We start from the raw sequence: 14,627 nt of genomic DNA, 5'->3' as shown, positions 1-14,627 counted from the left end.
AGTGCCTGATGGCGGAGCCTGGTGATCGTGCTCGAGCGACACCAGGCATCCGACGGACCCGCGGCATGCGCGGTCAAAGCCGTGAAGGTCATCGCAAGGGCAAGCAGGCGCATGAGGATCGGAACCGGAGGCGGGCAGCTGGCCTGCGATGGTATCGCGGCCGTGGCTGAAGTCGGCTAGGGCCGGTGGCGCGCCCACCACTTCCTGTCGGTTGCCGTGGCCGCAGGATCCGATGCAGTTGCTGGAAAACACCCGAAAGCCTCGACACGTCATCCACCCGCAGGTCCGGTCAGACAACCGGTGAGATTGGAAGCGATATCCCTCAAAGTATCGGGGACATGTCGGTGCATCCACTCGGCACGAAATTTGCGGAAATTTTTCGTTTACCCGCTTGGCAGAGTGCGTAAGAGGTCGTATGATGGCGGTCTTTCGTTTTCAGCGTAGATGCAGATCGACGTTGAGGGCGGAGTCTGACGAAGATGTGGCATTGATCAGCAGCACCCATGCTTGCCTTAGCCGGGCAAGGGCGGGAGATCGGTGGTCAGGCAGGCGTCGGGAAGAGAGTAAAAATAATCTTCCGGATCCGCTTGACAGAAGTGCGATGCACCCCCATAATCGTCAGTTCTCTACGGAGGGGTGCCCGAGTGGCTAAAGGGGGCAGACTGTAAATCTGTTGGCTTACGCCTACGTTGGTTCGAATCCAACCTCCTCCACCAAGATTATCAGCGCAGTGAGCGGTAAGGAATCGTTTGTGGCCCGTGCGGGTGTAGCTCAATGGTAGAGCAGAAGCCTTCCAAGCTTACGACGAGGGTTCGATTCCCTTCACCCGCTCCAGACCGCGAAGTTGAAGCGTAAAGCGCCCATGTGGCTCAGTGGTAGAGCACTCCCTTGGTAAGGGAGAGGTCGGCAGTTCGATCCTGCCCATGGGCACCAGCAGTAAAAAGTCAGTGTCTTGTTTGCGCGCGGCGCAACCTGTGAAATTCCTTCTGGGAGTCGAAAATGGCCAAGGGTAAATTTGAGCGGACCAAGCCGCACGTGAACGTTGGTACGATTGGTCACGTTGACCACGGCAAGACGACGCTGACGGCAGCGATCACGACGGTTCTGACGAAGAAGTTCGGCGGCGAAGCGAAGGCATACGACCAGATCGACGCGGCACCGGAAGAAAAGGCGCGCGGCATCACGATCAACACGGCACACGTCGAGTACGAAACGGCTAACCGCCACTACGCACACGTCGACTGCCCGGGCCACGCTGACTATGTGAAGAACATGATCACGGGCGCAGCGCAGATGGACGGCGCGATCCTGGTTTGCTCGGCAGCAGACGGCCCGATGCCGCAGACGCGTGAGCACATCCTGCTGGCACGTCAGGTTGGCGTTCCGTACATCATCGTGTTCCTGAACAAGTGCGACATGGTGGACGACGCTGAACTGCTCGAGCTGGTCGAGATGGAAGTTCGCGAACTCCTGTCGAAGTACGACTTCCCGGGCGACGACACGCCGATCGTGAAGGGTTCGGCCAAGCTGGCGCTGGAAGGCGACACGGGCGAGCTGGGCGAAGTGGCGATCATGAGCCTGGCCGACGCGCTGGACACGTACATCCCGACGCCGGAGCGTGCAGTTGACGGCGCGTTCCTGATGCCGGTGGAAGACGTGTTCTCGATCTCGGGTCGTGGCACGGTTGTGACGGGTCGCGTTGAGCGCGGCATCGTGAAGGTCGGCGAAGAAATCGAAATCGTCGGTATCAAGCCGACGGTGAAGACGACCTGCACGGGCGTTGAAATGTTCCGCAAGCTGCTGGACCAAGGTCAGGCAGGCGACAACGTTGGTATCCTGCTGCGCGGCACGAAGCGTGAAGACGTGGAGCGTGGCCAGGTTCTGGCGAAGCCGGGTTCGATCACGCCGCACACGCACTTCACGGCTGAAGTGTACGTGCTGAGCAAGGACGAAGGCGGCCGTCACACGCCGTTCTTCAACAACTACCGTCCGCAGTTCTACTTCCGTACGACGGACGTGACGGGCTCGATCGAGCTGCCGAAGGACAAGGAAATGGTGATGCCGGGCGACAACGTGTCGATCACGGTGAAGCTGATCGCTCCGATCGCGATGGAAGAAGGTCTGCGCTTCGCAATCCGCGAAGGCGGCCGTACGGTCGGCGCCGGCGTCGTCGCCAAGATCATCGAGTAAGCCAGTTATTCGTTGATCGACAGTTTTGGGGCTGGCAACAGCCAGCCCCAGCATGGTTTAGGGGTATAGCTCAACTGGCAGAGCGTCGGTCTCCAAAACCGAAGGTTGGGGGTTCGATTCCCTCTGCCCCTGCCAAAAAATAGCCACGTGTCCTACGTGGCATTTGTTTTAAGGTGTTATGGCGAATCCATCCGTCGAAACTGTAAATACCTCCGGCGATAAGCTGATGCTGGCCCTGGGCGTATTGTTGGTCTTGGCCGGATTCGTGGGCTTCTTCTGGCTGGCCAATCAGCAATGGTATGTCCGCGGTGCTGCGTTGGCGGTCGGTATCATCGCCGGCGTTGCCGTCGGGCTGATGTCCGCACCTGGCAAGAGTCTCATCGCCTTTGCCAAGGATTCGTACAAGGAAGTCCGGAAGGTCGTTTGGCCCACCCGCAAGGAAGCAACGCAAACCACACTCGTCGTGTTCGGTTTCGTGCTCGTGATGGCGATTTTCCTCTGGTTGAGTGACAAATCGATCGAATGGGTGATTTTCTCGGCGATTCTGGGTTGGAAATGATATGAGCGATACTCCGGCATCCCCGAGCGGAAAGCGTTGGTACGTCGTGCACGCCTACTCCGGTATGGAGAAGAGCGTGCAACGTGCGCTTCAGGAGCGCATCGAACGTGCTGGCATGCAGGACAAATTCGGTCAGATCCTGGTCCCGACCGAAGAAGTGGTCGAAGTCAAAGGCGGCCACAAGGCAGTGACTGAGCGTCGTTTCTTCCCCGGCTACGTGCTGGTCGAGATGGAAATGACGGACGAAACGTGGCACCTCGTGAAGAACACCGCGAAGGTCACCGGTTTCGTCGGCGGTGCGCGCAACCGCCCGACCCCGATTTCCCCGAAGGAAGTCGAGAAGATCATGTCGCAGATGCAGGAAGGCGTCGAGAAGCCGCGCCCGAAGACCCTGTTCGAAGTCGGCGAGATGGTGCGTGTCAAGGAAGGCCCGTTCACGGACTTCAACGGCACCGTCGAAGAAGTCAACTACGAAAAATCGCGCGTGCGTGTATCGGTCACCATTTTTGGCCGATCCACCCCGGTCGAACTCGAGTTCGGTCAGGTCGAAAAAGTTTGATCCCGATTCGGTGGGCAGCCTCGGCTGCCCACCTTCGCGCTTACGGTCCGCGTCATGGCCGTTGAGGAGCGTCAGTAGCCCGTGGCGAAAGCGCGTTATTACTCACCGAACGCCTTCTCTGGCGTTCCAATGAGGTTCACAAATGGCAAAGAAGATTATCGGCTTTATCAAGCTGCAGATCCCTGCAGGTAAAGCCAACCCGTCGCCGCCGGTCGGTCCGGCACTGGGCCAGCGCGGCCTGAACATCATGGAGTTCTGCAAGGCGTTCAACGCGCAGACTCAAGGCATGGAGCCGGGTCTGCCGGTGCCGGTGGTCATCACGGCATTCGCTGACAAGAGCTTCACGTTCGTGATGAAGACGCCGCCGGCGACCGTCCTGATCAAGAAGGCGGCGAAGGTGGACAAGGGCTCGAGCAAGCCGCACACCGACAAGGTCGGTTCGATCACGCGCGCTCAAGCTGAAGAAATCGCGAAGACCAAGATGCCGGACCTTACGGCAGCTGATCTGGACGCAGCCGTTCGCACCATCGCTGGTAGCGCACGCTCGATGGGCATCACTGTGGAGGGCGTGTAAATGGCTAAGATCTCCAAGCGCCGTCAGGCATTTGCCGCCAAGGTTGATCGTCAGAAGCTGTACGCGATCGAAGACGCACTGAGCCTCGTGAAGGAATGCGCGAGCGCGAAGTTCGACGAGTCGATCGACGTCGCAGTCCAGCTCGGCATCGATGCAAAGAAGTCGGATCAAGTCGTTCGTGGTTCGGTCGTTCTGCCGGCAGGTACGGGCAAGTCGGTTCGCGTTGCTGTGTTCGCGCAAGGCGAGAAGGCTGAGCAAGCACGTGCAGCAGGCGCGGAAATCGTCGGTATGGAAGACCTGGCAGAGCAGATCAAGGCTGGCCAGATGGACTTCGACATCGTGATCGCTTCGCCGGACACGATGCGTATCGTCGGTACGCTCGGCCAGATCCTGGGCCCGCGCGGCCTGATGCCGAACCCGAAGGTCGGCACGGTCACGCCGGACGTCGCAACCGCCGTCAAGAACGCGAAGGCTGGTCAGGTGCAATTCCGTGTCGACAAGGCCGGTATCATCCACGCGACCATCGGCCGTGCATCGTTCGAACCGACCGCACTGCGTTCGAACCTGTCGGCGCTGATCGAAGCGCTGCAGAAGGCAAAGCCGGCAACGAGCAAGGGCGTCTACCTGCGCAAGATCGCACTGTCGAGCACGATGGGCGTCGGCGTGCGTGTCGACCAGGCTACGCTGGCAGCACAGTAAGCAAGTATTCGGGCCGCTTCGTTCGCGAAGCGGCCTACATGGGCTTTGGGCGGTTGTTCGTGCAGTAGGGCGGGCAACCGGTTATCAAAGACCGTTGGTGGGGCACAGCAGTCAGGTGATCCCTTAATTCAAGCCAACGCAGATGGCGAACCCGAAAAAGTTTTGCAGTGGTGAAGCCGCAGGCCGCGAAGCGATTCCCGGCGTGAGGTGGAAATACTCCTAACGAGGTCGGACGCCGTTGTTGAACGAGGTACGTGAGGTTTCGGCCATGCCGGCCGCGCCGAACGTATCGTTTCTGGAGGCTAACCGTGCCGCTTAATAGAGAAGACAAGCAAGCCGTCGTCGCTGAGGTTTCCGCGCAAGTCGCGAAGGCCCAGACCGTTGTGCTGGCTGAGTATCGTGGAATTGCGGTTGGCGATCTGACCAAGCTGCGCGCGAAAGCGCGTGAGCAACAGGTGTACCTGCGCGTGTTGAAGAACACGCTGGCGCGTCGCGCTGTTGAAGGTACCCCGTTTGCTCCGCTGGCAGAGCAGATGACTGGCCCGTTGATCTACGGCATCTCGGAAGATGCAATTGCTGCTGCTAAGGTCGTCAACGACTTCAGCAAGAGCAATGACAAGTTGGTCATCAAGGCTGGTGCGTTCGATGGCAAGGTGATGGACAAGGCTGGCGTGCAAGCGCTGGCAAGCATCCCGAGCCGCGAAGAACTGCTCTCGAAGCTGCTGTTCGTTATGCAATCGCCTGTTTCGGGCTTCGCGCGCGCTCTGGCCGCGCTGGCCGAGAAGAAGCAAGCGGAAGCTGCGTAATCGAGCGTGCATCAGCGTCATTGATCGCTGGCTGTATCCGAATTCAATTTAGGAGTATTTCAAATGGCAATCGCAAAAGAAGACATCCTGGCAGCAGTCGAAGGGATGACCGTTCTGGAACTGAACGAACTGGTCAAGGCATTCGAAGAGAAGTTTGGCGTGTCGGCAGCTGCAGTGGCAGTCGCTGGCCCGGCAGGCGGCGGCGCAGCTGCTGCAGCAGAAGAAAAGACCGAATTCACGGTCGTTCTGGCTGAAGCAGGCAGCAACAAGGTTGCAGTCATCAAGGCAGTTCGCGAACTGACGGGCCTGGGCCTGAAGGAAGCGAAGGACGTCGTTGACGGCGCACCGAAGGCTGTCAAGGAAGGCGTCGACAAGGCTGCTGCTGAAGAAGCCAAGAAGAAGCTGGAAGAAGCAGGCGCGAAGGTCGAAGTCAAGTAAGTTTCGGCGCGCTGTGCGAAGGCTGGCGGTATTTTCACCGCCGGCCTTTTTGTGCTTTGTGGGGACGTTATTCTGGCACTCATTCGGGAGCCCGAATAATCGGCCCCAGAAGCCAAAGAAAACCGCCTGATCGTTGTCATGGGTCACGAATGGCGGTTCTCTTTGTCTTCTGAAGCGACTGCAGAAGGCAAGTTTGGTCGGGTAGCGGGCAACACAGGCATCCGCTGCCGTCAGCCAGCGGTTGGTAGCGGCCAACCACCAAGCTTCTCGGCTCGTTCAAGCCGTCGGACGGCCATCGGGTCTCAGTCGGTGAACACTCGGGTTTGAAACGTCCAGGTATTCCGCCTCGATAGCACCCGCCGTGATTCGGAGATCGTATGCAATATTCCTTCACCGAGAAGAAGCGCATTCGCAAGAGTTTCGCGAAGCGCCCCATCGTTCACCAAGTTCCTTTCTTGCTGGCTACCCAGCTTGAATCATTCAGCACGTTTCTGCAAGCCGATGTGCCGGCCACGCAACGCAAGCCTGAAGGTTTGCAGGCCGCGTTCACATCGGTATTTCCCATTGTTTCGCACAACGGTTTCGCACGTCTCGAGTTCGTGAGCTATGCGTTGTCCGCGCCGGCATTCAACATCAAGGAATGCCAGCAGCGCGGCCTGACGTACTGCTCCGCGCTGCGCGCGAAGGTCCGCCTTGTCATCCTCGACAAGGAATCGCCGAACAAGCCGGTCGTCAAGGAAGTGAAAGAGCAGGAAGTGTACATGGGCGAAATTCCGCTCATGACGCCGACGGGCTCGTTCGTCATCAACGGCACCGAGCGTGTCATCGTTTCGCAGCTGCACCGTTCGCCGGGCGTGTTCTTCGAACACGACAAGGGCAAGACGCACAGCTCGGGCAAGCTGCTGTTCTCGGCACGGATCATTCCGTACCGCGGCTCGTGGCTCGACTTCGAATTCGATCCGAAGGACATCCTGTACTTCCGCGTCGACCGTCGCCGCAAGATGCCGGTCACGATCCTGCTGAAGGCCATCGGCCTCACGCCGGAACAGATCCTCGCGAACTTCTTCGTGTTCGACAACTTCACGCTGATGGACGAAGGCGCGCAACTCGAGTTCGTGCCCGAGCGCCTGCGTGGTGAAGTCGCGCGCTTCGACATCACGGATCGTGATGGCAAGGTCATCGTCCAGAAGGACAAGCGGATCAACGCGAAGCACATTCGCGACCTCGAAGCCGCGAAGACCAAGTTCATCTCGGTGCCGGAAGACTATCTGCTCGGCCGCGTGCTGGCGAAGAACGTCGTCGACGGCGACACCGGCGAAGTGATCGCGAGCGCGAACGACGAAGTCACGGAAAGCGTGCTCGAGAAGCTGCGCGAAGCGGGCATCAAGGACATCCAGACGCTCTACACGAACGACCTGGACCAGGGCCCGTACATCTCGTCGACGCTGCGTGTCGACGAAACGACCGACAAGACGGCCGCGCGCATCGCGATCTACCGCATGATGCGTCCGGGCGAGCCGCCGACCGAAGAAGCGGTCGAGGCACTGTTCAACCGTCTGTTCTACAGCGAAGAAGCGTACGACCTGTCGAAGGTCGGCCGTATGAAGTTCAACCGCCGCGTCAGCCGTGACGAGATCACCGGCCCGATGACGCTGCAGGACGACGACATCCTCGCGACGATCAAGATCCTCGTCGAGCTGCGCAACGGCAAGGGCGAAGTGGACGACATCGACCACCTCGGCAACCGTCGTGTGCGTTGCGTCGGCGAACTGGCGGAAAACCAGTTCCGCGCAGGTCTCGTGCGTGTCGAGCGCGCGGTCAAGGAACGCCTCGGCCAGGCCGAAAGCGAAAACCTGATGCCGCACGACCTGATCAACTCGAAGCCGATTTCGTCGGCGATCCGCGAGTTCTTCGGTTCGTCGCAGCTGTCGCAGTTCATGGACCAGACCAACCCGCTGTCGGAAATCACGCACAAGCGTCGTGTTTCCGCACTGGGCCCGGGCGGTCTGACGCGCGAACGCGCAGGCTTTGAAGTCCGCGACGTGCACCCGACCCACTATGGCCGCGTGTGCCCGATCGAAACGCCGGAAGGTCCGAACATCGGCCTGATCAACTCGCTCGCACTGTATGCGCACCTGAACGAGTATGGCTTCCTCGAGACGCCGTACCGCAAGGTCGTGGACAGCAAGGTGACCGACCAGATCGACTACCTGTCGGCGATCGAAGAAGGCCGCTACATGATCGCTCAGGCAAACGCCGCGATCGACGAGAACGGCCAGCTGATCGACGAACTCGTGTCGTCGCGTGAAGCCGGCGAAACGATGATGGTCACGCCGGACCGCATCCAGTACATGGACGTCGCGCCGTCGCAGATCGTGTCGGTCGCAGCTTCGCTGATTCCGTTCCTCGAGCACGATGACGCGAACCGTGCGCTGATGGGTTCGAACATGCAGCGTCAGGCCGTGCCGTGTCTGCGTCCCGAAAAGCCGGTCGTCGGTACGGGCATCGAGCGCACCTGTGCGGTCGACTCGGGTACGACGGTCCAGGCGTTCCGCGGCGGCGTCGTCGACTATGTCGACGCAGGCCGTATCGTGATTCGCGTGAACGACGACGAAGCAGTCGCAGGTGAAGTCGGTGTCGACATCTACAACCTGATCAAGTACACGCGTTCGAACCAGAACACGAACATCAACCAGCGTCCGATCGTGAAGATGGGCGACAAGGTCTCGCGCGGCGACGTGCTGGCCGACGGCGCCTCGACGGACCTGGGTGAGCTCGCGCTCGGCCAGAACATGCTGATCGCGTTCATGCCGTGGAACGGCTACAACTTCGAGGATTCGATCCTGATCTCGGAGAAGGTCGTGGCCGACGATCGCTACACGTCGATCCACATCGAAGAGCTGAACGTCGTTGCACGCGACACGAAGCTCGGGCCGGAAGAAATCACGCGCGACATCTCGAACCTGGCGGAAGTCCAGCTCGGCCGTCTCGACGAATCGGGCATCGTGTACATCGGTGCTGAAGTCGAAGCAGGCGACGTGCTGGTCGGCAAGGTCACGCCGAAGGGCGAGACCCAGCTGACGCCGGAAGAGAAGCTGCTGCGCGCGATCTTCGGCGAGAAGGCCTCCGACGTGAAGGACACGTCGCTGCGCGTGCCGTCGGGCATGAGCGGCACCGTGATCGACGTCCAGGTGTTCACGCGTGAAGGCATCCAGCGCGACAAGCGTGCGCAACAGATCATCGACGATGAACTGAAGCGTTACCGTCTCGACCTGAACGACCAGCTGCGCATCGTGGAAGGCGACGCGTTCCAGCGTCTCGCACGCATGCTCGTGGGCAAGGTCGCGAACGGCGGTCCGAAGAAGCTCGCGAAGGGCACGAAGATCGACCAGGCTTACCTGGAAGACCTCGACCACTACCACTGGTTCGACATCCGCCTCGCGGACGACGAAGCAGCGGCGCAGCTCGAAGCGATCAAGAACTCGATCGAAGAAAAGCGTCACCAGTTCGACCTCGCGTTCGAAGAGAAGCGCAAGAAGCTCACGCAAGGCGACGAACTGCCGCCGGGCGTGCTGAAGATGGTCAAGGTGTACCTCGCGGTCAAGCGTCGCCTGCAGCCTGGCGACAAGATGGCAGGCCGTCACGGTAACAAGGGTGTCGTGTCGAAGATCGTCCCGATCGAAGACATGCCGTACATGGCCGATGGCCGTCCGGCAGACGTCGTGCTGAACCCGCTGGGCGTTCCGTCGCGGATGAACGTGGGTCAGGTTCTGGAAGTGCACCTCGGCTGGGCCGCGAAGGGCCTCGGCTGGCGTATCGGCGAAATGCTGCAGCGTCAGGCGAAGATCGAGGAACTGCGCGTGTTCCTGACGAAGATCTACAACGATTCGGGCCGCAAGGAAGACCTCGAAAGCTTCACGGACGAAGAGATCCTCGAACTCGCGAAGAACCTGCGCGAAGGCGTGCCGTTCGCAACCCCGGTGTTCGACGGTGCGACCGAGGAAGAAATGGGCAAGATGCTCGACCTCGCGTTCCCGGACGACATCGCTGAACAGCTCGGCATGAACCCGTCGAAGAACCAGGTCCGTCTGTACGACGGCCGCACGGGTGAAATGTTCGAACGTCGCGTGACGCTCGGCTACATGCACTACCTGAAGCTGCACCACTTGGTCGACGACAAGATGCATGCGCGTTCGACCGGCCCGTACTCGCTCGTCACGCAGCAGCCGCTGGGTGGTAAGGCGCAGTTCGGTGGCCAGCGTTTCGGTGAAATGGAAGTGTGGGCACTCGAAGCGTACGGCGCGTCCTACGTGCTGCAGGAAATGCTGACGGTGAAGTCGGACGACGTGACCGGCCGGACGAAGGTGTACGAAAACCTCGTCAAGGGCGATCACGTGATCGATGCAGGCATGCCGGAATCCTTCAACGTGCTCGTGAAGGAAATCCGCTCGCTCGGTATCGATATCGATCTCGACCGCAATTAATCGGACTACGGAGAGAAAGCAATGAAAGCTCTGCTCGATCTATTCAAGCAAGTCCAACAGGAAGAAGTTTTCGACGCGATCAAGATCGGTCTGGCCTCGCCGGACAAGATCCGTTCGTGGTCGTTCGGCGAAGTGAAGAAGCCGGAGACCATCAACTACCGTACGTTCAAGCCGGAACGCGATGGTCTCTTCTGCGCGAAGATCTTCGGGCCGATCAAGGACTACGAGTGCCTGTGCGGCAAGTACAAGCGTCTGAAGCACCGCGGCGTGATCTGCGAGAAGTGCGGCGTCGAAGTGACGCTGGCGAAGGTGCGTCGCGAACGGATGGGCCACATCGAGCTGGCCTCGCCGGTCGCTCACATCTGGTTCCTGAAGTCGCTGCCGTCGCGTCTGGGCATGGTGCTCGACATGACGCTGCGCGACATCGAGCGCGTGCTGTACTTCGAAGCGTATGTGGTGATCGAACCGGGCATGACGCCGCTGAAGGCGCGGCAGATCATGACCGAAGAGGATTACTACAACAAGGTCGAGGAATACGGCGACGAATTCCGTGCCGAAATGGGCGCGGAAGGCGTGCGTGAACTGCTGCGCGCGATCAACATCGACGAGCAGGTCGAGACGCTGCGCACCGAGCTGAAGAACACCGGCTCGGAAGCGAAGATCAAGAAGTACGCGAAGCGCCTGAAGGTCCTCGAGGCATTCCAGCGCTCGGGCATCAAGCCCGAGTGGATGATCCTCGAAGTGCTGCCGGTGCTGCCGCCGGAACTGCGTCCGCTCGTGCCGCTCGACGGCGGCCGTTTCGCGACGTCGGACCTGAACGACCTGTATCGCCGCGTGATCAACCGTAACAACCGGTTGAAGCGTCTGCTCGAGCTGAAGGCACCTGAAATCATCGTCCGCAACGAAAAGCGGATGCTGCAGGAAGCCGTCGACTCGCTGCTCGACAACGGTCGTCGCGGCAAGGCGATGACGGGCGCGAACAAGCGTCCGCTGAAGTCGCTCGCCGACATGATCAAGGGTAAGGGCGGTCGTTTCCGTCAGAACCTGCTGGGCAAGCGCGTCGACTACTCGGGCCGTTCGGTCATCGTGGTCGGCCCGACGCTGAAGCTGCACCAGTGCGGCCTGCCGAAGCTGATGGCGCTCGAGCTGTTCAAGCCGTTCATCTTCAACAAGCTGGAAGTGATGGGCGTCGCGACGACCATCAAGGCTGCGAAGAAGGAAGTCGAGAACCAGACGCCGGTGGTGTGGGACATCCTCGAAGAGGTGATCCGCGAGCACCCGGTGATGCTGAACCGTGCGCCGACGCTGCACCGTCTCGGTATCCAGGCGTTCGAGCCGGTGCTGATCGAAGGCAAGGCAATTCAGCTGCATCCGCTCGTCTGCGCGGCGTTCAACGCCGACTTCGACGGTGACCAGATGGCCGTTCACGTGCCGCTGTCGCTTGAAGCGCAGATGGAAGCGCGTACGCTGATGCTGGCGTCGAACAACGTGCTGTTCCCGGCCAACGGCGATCCGTCGATCGTGCCGTCGCAGGATATCGTGCTGGGTCTGTACTACGCGACCCGCGAAGCGGTTAACGCCAAGGGCGAAGGCCTGTCGTTCACGGGCGTGTCGGAAGTGATCCGCGCGTACGAGAACAAGGAAGTCGAGCTGGCATCGCGTGTCAACGTGCGGATCACCGAAATGGTCCACAACGAAGACACGTCGGAAGGCGCACCGCCGTTCGTGCCGAAGATCTCGCTTTATGCGACGACCGTCGGCCGCGCGATCTTGTCGGAGATCCTGCCGCACGGCCTGCCGTTCTCGGTGCTGAACAAGCCGCTGAAGAAGAAGGAAATTTCGCGCCTGATCAACACGGCGTTCCGCAAGTGCGGTCTGCGCGCGACGGTGGTGTTTGCCGATCAGCTGATGCAGTCGGGTTTCCGTCTCGCGACGCGTGCCGGTATCTCGATCTGCGTGGACGACATGCTCGTGCCGCCGCAGAAGGAAACGATCGTCGGCGACGCCGCGAAGAAGGTGAAGGAGTACGACCGCCAGTACATGTCGGGTCTCGTCACCGCGCAGGAACGCTACAACAACGTGGTCGACATCTGGTCGGCAACGTCGGAAGCGGTCGGCAAGGCGATGATGGAGCAGCTGTCGACGGAGCCGGTGACGGACCGCGACGGCAAGGAAACGCGCCAGGAATCGTTCAACTCGATCTACATGATGGCCGACTCGGGCGCCCGGGGTTCGGCGGTTCAGATTCGTCAGCTGGCCGGTATGCGAGGCCTGATGGCGAAGCCGGACGGCTCGATTATCGAGACGCCGATTACCGCGAACTTCCGCGAAGGTCTGAACGTGTTGCAGTACTTCATCTCGACCCACGGTGCACGTAAGGGTCTGGCTGATACGGCACTGAAGACCGCGAACTCGGGTTACCTGACGCGTCGTCTCGTCGACGTCACGCAGGATCTGGTCGTGGTGGAAGACGATTGCGGCACGTCGAACGGCGTGGCGATGAAGGCACTCGTCGAAGGCGGTGAAGTCGTCGAAGCGCTGCGTGACCGTATCCTCGGCCGCGTTGCGGTGGCGGACGTCGTGAACCCGGAAACGCAGGAAACGGTGTACGAATCGGGCACGCTGCTCGACGAAACGGCGGTCGAGGAAATCGAACGCCTCGGCATCGACGAAGTGCGCGTGCGCACGCCGCTGACCTGCGAAACGCGTTACGGCCTGTGCGCAGCCTGCTACGGTCGTGACCTGGGCCGCGGCTCGCTCGTGAACGTCGGCGAAGCAGTCGGCGTGATCGCGGCACAGTCGATCGGTGAACCGGGCACGCAGCTGACGATGCGTACGTTCCACATCGGTGGTGCGGCATCGCGTGCGGCAGTGGCTTCGTCGGTCGAAGCGAAGAGCAACGGTATCGTGCGCTTCACGGCGACGATGCGCTACGTCACGAACGCGAAGGGCGAGCAGATCGTCATTTCCCGTTCGGGCGAAGCGATGATCACCGACGATTTCGGTCGCGAGCGCGAGCGTCACAAAGTGCCGTACGGCGCGACGCTGCTGCAGCTCGACGGCGCGACGATCAAGGCAGGCACGCAGCTCGCCACGTGGGATCCGCTGACGCGTCCGATCATCACCGAGTACGGTGGTACGGTGAAGTTCGAGAACGTCGAGGAAGGCGTGACCGTCGCGAAGCAGATCGACGACGTGACCGGCCTGTCGACGCTGGTCGTGATCGACGTGAAGCGTCGTGGCTCGCAAGCTTCGAAGAGCGTGCGTCCGCAGGTCAAGCTGCTCGACGCGAACGGCGAAGAAGTGAAGATTCCGGGCACGGAGCACGCAGTGCAGATCGGCTTCCAGGTCGGCGCACTGATCACCGTTAAGGATGGTCAGCAGGTGCAGGTCGGTGAAGTGCTCGCACGTATCCCGACGGAAGCGCAGAAGACGCGTGACATTACCGGCGGTCTGCCGCGGGTGGCGGAACTGTTCGAAGCGCGTTCGCCGAAGGATGCCGGCATTCTCGCGGAAGTCACCGGTACGACGTCGTTCGGTAAGGACACGAAGGGCAAGCAGCGTCTCGTCATCACGGACCTCGAGGGCAATCAGCACGAGTTCCTGATCGCGAAGGAAAAGCAGGTTCTGGTTCACGATGCCCAGGTGGTCAACAAGGGCGAAATGATCGTGGACGGTCCGGCCGATCCGCACGACATCCTGCGTCTGCAGGGTATCGAGGCGCTGTCGCGCTACATCGTCGACGAAGTGCAGGACGTGTATCGTCTGCAGGGCGTGAAGATCAACGACAAGCACATCGAGGTGATCGTTCGCCAGATGCTGCGTCGTGTGCAGATCACCGACAACGGTGATACGCGCTTCATCCCGGGCGAGCAGGTCGAGCGTTCCGACATGCTGGACGAGAACGATCGCATGATCGCCGAGAACAAGCGTCCGGCTTCGTACGACAACGTGCTGCTCGGTATCACGAAGGCATCGCTGTCGACCGATTCGTTCATCTCCGCGGCATCGTTCCAGGAAACGACCCGCGTGCTGACCGAAGCGGCGATCATGGGCAAGCGCGACGATCTGCGTGGCCTGAAGGAAAACGTGATCGTCGGCCGTCTGATTCCGGCTGGTACGGGTCTCGCGTTCCACAAGGCACGCAAGGCGAAGGAATCGTCGGATCGCGAGCGTTTCGACCAGATCGCAGCGGAAGAGGCATTCGACTTCGGCACGCCGAGCGCGCCGGCAGAAGAGCCGCAGCAACATCCGGCAGCCGAGTAAGTGCGGGCGGCGCGAGCCGCCTTGCGTTACCTTGCTGTCACCGAGACCGCCC

General features: G+C 60.6%; 9 protein-coding genes and 4 tRNA genes. All 13 read left to right on the top strand.

Annotated features, from left to right (window positions below):
• The first annotated feature begins 630 nt into the window (after nt 1-630).
• The 13 genes from CFB34_RS22875 to rpoC all read left to right on the top strand — a co-directional run bounded on the left by CFB34_RS22875 (nt 631) and on the right by rpoC (nt 14,575).
• A tRNA-Tyr gene (locus tag CFB34_RS22875) sits at nt 631-716 on the top strand.
• 44 nt (nt 717-760) lie between these two features.
• Nucleotides 761-834, top strand: a tRNA-Gly gene (locus CFB34_RS22870).
• A gap of 24 nt (nt 835-858) precedes the next feature.
• Nucleotides 859-933: transfer RNA gene (locus tag CFB34_RS22865), tRNA-Thr, on the top strand.
• A 66-nt stretch (nt 934-999) separates the two neighbouring features.
• Entirely contained in the window at nt 1,000-2,190 is a 1,191-nt protein-coding gene (gene tuf / locus CFB34_RS22860; protein WP_011350666.1) for an elongation factor Tu, read from the top strand.
• Nucleotides 2,191-2,249: 59 nt separating this feature from the next.
• Nucleotides 2,250-2,325, top strand: a tRNA-Trp gene (locus tag CFB34_RS22855).
• A gap of 43 nt (nt 2,326-2,368) precedes the next feature.
• Nucleotides 2,369-2,749: a preprotein translocase subunit SecE gene (gene secE, locus CFB34_RS22850; protein WP_006482892.1), complete on the top strand. Its 381-nt coding sequence runs from the start codon at nt 2,369-2,371 to the stop codon at nt 2,747-2,749.
• A gap of 1 nt (nt 2,750) precedes the next feature.
• Nucleotides 2,751-3,308, top strand: a complete 558-nt coding sequence (gene nusG, locus CFB34_RS22845) for a transcription termination/antitermination protein NusG (protein ID WP_006400672.1) — start codon at nt 2,751-2,753, stop codon at nt 3,306-3,308.
• A 142-nt stretch (nt 3,309-3,450) separates the two neighbouring features.
• Nucleotides 3,451-3,882 carry a 50S ribosomal protein L11 gene (gene rplK, locus CFB34_RS22840; RefSeq protein WP_006477201.1) on the top strand — a complete coding sequence of 144 codons (432 nt, stop codon included), beginning with the start codon at nt 3,451-3,453 and terminating at the stop codon, nt 3,880-3,882.
• Nucleotides 3,883-4,581: a 50S ribosomal protein L1 gene (rplA, locus tag CFB34_RS22835; protein ID WP_006482906.1), complete on the top strand. Its 699-nt coding sequence runs from the start codon at nt 3,883-3,885 to the stop codon at nt 4,579-4,581.
• A 308-nt stretch (nt 4,582-4,889) separates the two neighbouring features.
• A complete protein-coding gene (rplJ, locus tag CFB34_RS22830) occupies nt 4,890-5,387 on the top strand; it encodes a 50S ribosomal protein L10 (protein WP_085043647.1) in 498 nt (165 codons plus the stop codon).
• Between the two features lie 63 nt (nt 5,388-5,450).
• A complete protein-coding gene (rplL, locus tag CFB34_RS22825; protein ID WP_021161757.1) occupies nt 5,451-5,825 on the top strand; it encodes a 50S ribosomal protein L7/L12 in 375 nt (124 codons plus the stop codon).
• Between the two features lie 377 nt (nt 5,826-6,202).
• On the top strand, nt 6,203-10,309 hold the full coding sequence (gene rpoB / locus CFB34_RS22820; protein ID WP_089439036.1) for a DNA-directed RNA polymerase subunit beta: 4,107 nt from the start codon (nt 6,203-6,205) through the stop codon (nt 10,307-10,309).
• Nucleotides 10,310-10,330: 21 nt separating this feature from the next.
• A complete protein-coding gene (gene rpoC / locus CFB34_RS22815; RefSeq protein WP_089439037.1) occupies nt 10,331-14,575 on the top strand; it encodes a DNA-directed RNA polymerase subunit beta' in 4,245 nt (1,414 codons plus the stop codon).
• Nucleotides 14,576-14,627 lie beyond the last annotated feature (52 nt).

Source organism: Burkholderia sp. HI4860, from assembly GCF_002223045.2.
In the GTDB taxonomy this organism is placed as follows: domain Bacteria; phylum Pseudomonadota; class Gammaproteobacteria; order Burkholderiales; family Burkholderiaceae; genus Burkholderia.
Note: the sequence above shows the minus strand (reverse complement) of the source record. Positions and strands in the feature narration are given on the sequence as shown.